This window comes from Acetoanaerobium pronyense (assembly GCF_017874355.1).
Taxonomy (GTDB): domain Bacteria; phylum Bacillota; class Clostridia; order Peptostreptococcales; family Filifactoraceae; genus Acetoanaerobium; species Acetoanaerobium pronyense.
The window spans coordinates 1-4,204 of record NZ_JAGGLI010000062.1 but is presented as its reverse complement, the minus strand read 5'-3'; the positions used below and the strand labels follow the sequence as shown (position 1 = coordinate 4,204).

4 protein-coding genes and 1 riboswitch are annotated in these 4,204 nt (G+C 35.6%); of the genes, 1 reads left to right on the top strand and 3 read right to left on the bottom strand.

Translation table 11 applies throughout. The features are described 5' to 3' along the window. The first annotated feature begins 223 nt into the window (after positions 1-223). Positions 224-1,558: a stalk domain-containing protein gene (locus J2Z35_RS14360; protein WP_209662092.1), complete on the top strand. Its 1,335-nt coding sequence runs from the start codon at positions 224-226 to the stop codon at positions 1,556-1,558. 254 nt (positions 1,559-1,812) lie between these two features. Here the strand turns inward: J2Z35_RS14360 and J2Z35_RS14355 are convergent, their stop codons facing one another. From J2Z35_RS14355 to J2Z35_RS14345, 3 genes are all read right to left on the bottom strand, one after another. Continuing rightward, the gene (locus tag J2Z35_RS14355) at positions 1,813-2,523 is read right to left on the bottom strand and encodes a radical SAM protein (RefSeq protein ID WP_209662091.1); all 711 of its coding nucleotides are present in this window, start codon (positions 2,521-2,523) and stop codon (positions 1,813-1,815) included. Positions 2,524-2,532: 9 nt separating this feature from the next. Then, on the bottom strand, positions 2,533-3,246 hold the full coding sequence (locus J2Z35_RS14350; protein WP_209662090.1) for a B3/B4 domain-containing protein: 714 nt from the start codon (positions 3,244-3,246) through the stop codon (positions 2,533-2,535). Positions 3,247-3,300: 54 nt separating this feature from the next. Beyond that, positions 3,301-3,392: riboswitch (guanidine-I (ykkC/yxkD leader) on the bottom strand. A gap of 106 nt (positions 3,393-3,498) precedes the next feature. After that, positions 3,499-4,071 (bottom strand): pirin-like C-terminal cupin domain-containing protein, encoded by a 573-nt coding sequence (locus J2Z35_RS14345; RefSeq protein WP_209662089.1) that lies wholly within the window; start codon positions 4,069-4,071, stop codon positions 3,499-3,501. Positions 4,072-4,204 lie beyond the last annotated feature (133 nt).

Below are 4,204 nucleotides of genomic sequence, written 5' to 3'. Positions count from 1 at the left end.
TTGAGTGTTGCTCTTTGGATAACTTGCAGAGTGGATGAAGTATCAGTGCAGCACAGATGAAATCAATGATTTATCAAAAATGATTGAAAGGTGGTTGTAAATAATGTTACAATGTGTGAGAAGCAGTCTAAATTCTTCGTGAAATAGTGATTTTTGAAGCTAATAAAAAACACACGTGGAATTTAGGTTATAAATAAAACAAACATTTAGGAGGAGATGCTAAATGAAGCATATACTAAAGTTTCTATCGTTGGTCATGGCTCTTGCCGTGATGCTGTCAGCACCTATGGCAAGCTTTGCAAGGGGTGGGAATCTCGATGCCAAAGAAAAGCTATCAATAGGGGAGGCCCTTGACATGTATGTCAACGAGGATGAAGATGATGACGATGAAGACGAAGACAATGACGATGAGATGGATCTGGAGAAGCTGCTGTCAAAGGATGATATCCTTAAGATAGTAAAGGGTCTTGCAGATGGAAGAGTTGTAAAGATGAAGTTGGATGAGGATGATGACACCTACATTTACGAGATTGAGGTCAAAGGCCAAGGAGCAGAGTATGAAATTGAAATTGATGCTGTGACAGGTCAGGTCCTTGAGATGGAAGTGGACGAAGAGGATGCAGAAGAAGAGGACAAGTCCCTGCCCGAAGCAATAACGGAGGATGAGGCCACGAGAATTGCCCTTGAGGCCGTAGGCGGAACCCTGTTGGAGATAGAAGCCGATGACTTGGATGAGGAAGATGGCAAGTATGAGGTGAAGATCATGCTTGATGGGGTGGAGCATGAAGTTGAGATCAATGCATTCACAGGAGAGATAATGGAGATTGACCAGAAAGAGATGGACAATGAAGATGAAGATGCGGATGATGAAGATGGTAAAGATGCACCTGCCTGGGGACATATAAAGAATGACCTTCAGCTTCAGAGAAGGGTCCTCAAGGAAAAGATGAAGTCAATTAGAGAGCAGATGGATGAATTTGAGAAGTCAATGGAGGATGCCCTGGAGATGGGCGACCCTGAATCTGTTGAATCATTCCAGAAGATGATAGGGGACTTCCAGACTGAGATGGAAATGCAAAAGCTTATGTCAAAGCAGATGGTAAGGGATATGCAGGAGATGATGAGAAACAAGTATTCAGCAGATGAGTGGGAGATGCTTGAGAAAAACAAGGAGGAGATAGGGGACATTCCTGGAATCAGGGTAATGCCTGCTGAATCCATCCTTATGCCAGAGGGAAATCTAAAATTTGATGTTCCGCCGGTGATAAAGAACTCAAGGATGCTCGTTCCAATAAGAGCCATATCAGAGGCACTTGATGCCGAGGTTTCATGGGATAATGACACAAGGACAGCAACAATAGTGACAGATGAGCATACAATTGTCATAGCGGTATCCAATGAGACCATCCTTGTTAATGGAGAACCGGTAGAGACAGATGTTCCCGCTGAGATCATAAAGGGAAGGATAGTTGTACCCCTTAGATTCATAATAGAGAACATGGGACTCGATATCGAGTGGGATCAGGAGACTGAGACAGCAGAGATACTTGGACAATAATATTAGGATAACAATATTATAGAGATAGATAGAGGAGCCTGGCGGTTAAAACTGCCGGCTTTTTCTTTTTTGCAAGGGTGTGTATTTTTAGTTATAAGATTCTATTTCTACATTTTATGTAGATGCAAGCAATCAGTATATGCGAGGAGATTATTTTTATAACAGTATATATTATTAATTTTATTTTCCTTGTTACTTGTACTTTGAATTTAGGTAGAAAAAATAATTATCCTATTATGAAAAAGATGGTTGCACTATCTGTTTTTATAGTCGTTGGAACAAGTTAAAAGTTCATTTGAAATATATTCAAATCTCTCATCAGATACTCCAAGTTTTTTTTGGAAAATCTCATCATCAATTCTAACTACTAAGAGTTTATCAGGAGATATTGTTTGTATAATTTCTTTTAATTTCTCAATTGACTCGTCATCATCATTATATCCTTTGATAATAGTTATTTCCAAGATAAAAGTGCCTTTATACTGCTTATTAAATAGATTCATATTTTCTATATGCTCTTTTAAGGTATAGCTTTCAATAGGTCTTTGCAATTTTTGAAAATCCTTTTCTGATGTTACTTTAATTTCTCCAATCACTTCATCACAAATATTTGATATATCCATATATTCCTTTTTTCCTAAGATATATCCATTTGTAAGAAGCCTTACCTTTATATTTTTTGATTTAATAAATCTTATAATGTCTTCTATACTATCGTTAACTAGAGCCTCACCTTTTGAATTAATAAAAACAAGGTCTGGATTATGGGCTTTTATCATTTCATCAAGCTCATTTAAAGACAAATCTAAATTAGGGAAAGGTTTTTGAGTATCTATTTTATGTGGTGATCTTCCGATTGGGCAAAATATGCAGTCAAAATTGCAGTATTTTTCTGGAAGAACATTAATTTCAAGTATTTTTTTACCATCTTCGATATAAGGTTCCTTATAAGTAAAACATTCCATAAAGTCCTCCTATGGTTTATCTATAACAATTTCTTTATTATTTTTATCCAAAATATATATATTAAATGTACCTCCAAGATTTTCCTCTACTAGCTTTGCAAGTTCATTAAGTGCAGCTTCAAATTCATTTACTCTTTTTTCGTCCACTAGCTCAATACATAAAAAAGCATTTTTTGTATTTTCTGTAAGCATAGTTCTTACTGATTCTCTCCAGTTCCAGCATCTACAGATAGCACCCTTATCGTCTTTGTATACTATTTCTCCTTCATAAGGAGGTGCGTTTTCTTCGCTTCCAAGGGTTATGAAAGCCTCATCTCCGTTAGCCTTTGTAAGTCTTACGTCTCCAGAAAATGTATCAATATCTTCTCCGCCACATGGCATAGCATATTTTAATGAAGTTGAATTATATATATCAACAAGAGGGTTAATAGTCCCTATAGGATTTGAATTATATGCTCTTTTAAGTAGAGCTTCTATTGAAGAGCGTGCTCCTTTTTTAGTCTTGAACTTTTGAAAAGCATCTCTCCATACTTTTATTACATCATTAGAACTGAAATCTGGATTTTTTAGGTGGCTAAGTGCTGTCTTTTCTGAATCTCTAAGCATGTCTTTATATTTATCTTCATCTTTAATAGTGTTGTCTATGTCATAGCAAGTGATTATTCCTATCTTAGCATCTGGAAATAAATCAAAAAAATCCTCTCCAATAACAAATCTTTTCATTAAAATTCCTCCCTATTAATTAAACAAAAAAAGCCAAAGAAAATATTAAAAAATATCTCCCAGGCTTTTATCCTTCCGTGTACACATAGATGTGCGTTTTCTCTTGGACCAGCCAGACCAGCTGCGGAACCCTAGAAAACTTTTTATTAATTTTTTTAAAAATAGTCTTATTATTTTAACATAATATTTTGAATAAATCAAACAGAGTTTCAAATGAAAATCTTTAAAGCAAGGCTTATATAATAGAAAACTTTAAGGTCTCTCAACTCTTCCGTTTGGATATTCTGCAAATCGTCCCATATTTTTATCATGGGATACTTCTTGTTCGTTAAATGGCCAGCCTCCAAACTGAGTTCTTTGATAGTCGTCGTAGGCTTTTTTTATTTCTTCCTTTGTAGTCATTACAAATGGTCCATAAGCGATTATAGGTTCGTTTATAGGTTCTGACTCAAGAAGGAATATTTTGATTTTATCATTTGATGGATTTTTGATAGTTACGTCTTTATCTGCTTCTAAGTACATGTATTCTTTTCTTGAAAGCTCTTCATTTTCAACAAGAGCGGTATTTCCATGATAATGATATATTGATCTATTCATAGTTTTTGTTGTCTTTGGGAAAGCATAACTTGCTTTAGCATCCATTTCTATAATTTGAATGGATAGATTGCTATCTTTGTTGCTTGCCCATGAATCCTTTGTAGGACTTACTGCTTTTTCTCCGTAAAGCTCTCCAGCAACTAGGGTTATCTTTACTTTGTGTTCATCTCCCAATGTAATCACTGGAATATCTTCACTCCAAAGCATCTTATAGTCAGGTTCTACCATTCTATGAGCACTATCAAGACTTAGCCAAACCTGAAAAATGGATTGTCAACACTTATTAGGACAACTTTTTCTCGGACAGAAATGCCTTGTATTCAATAGGACTAAGATATCCTAAAGAACTATGAACCCTAAA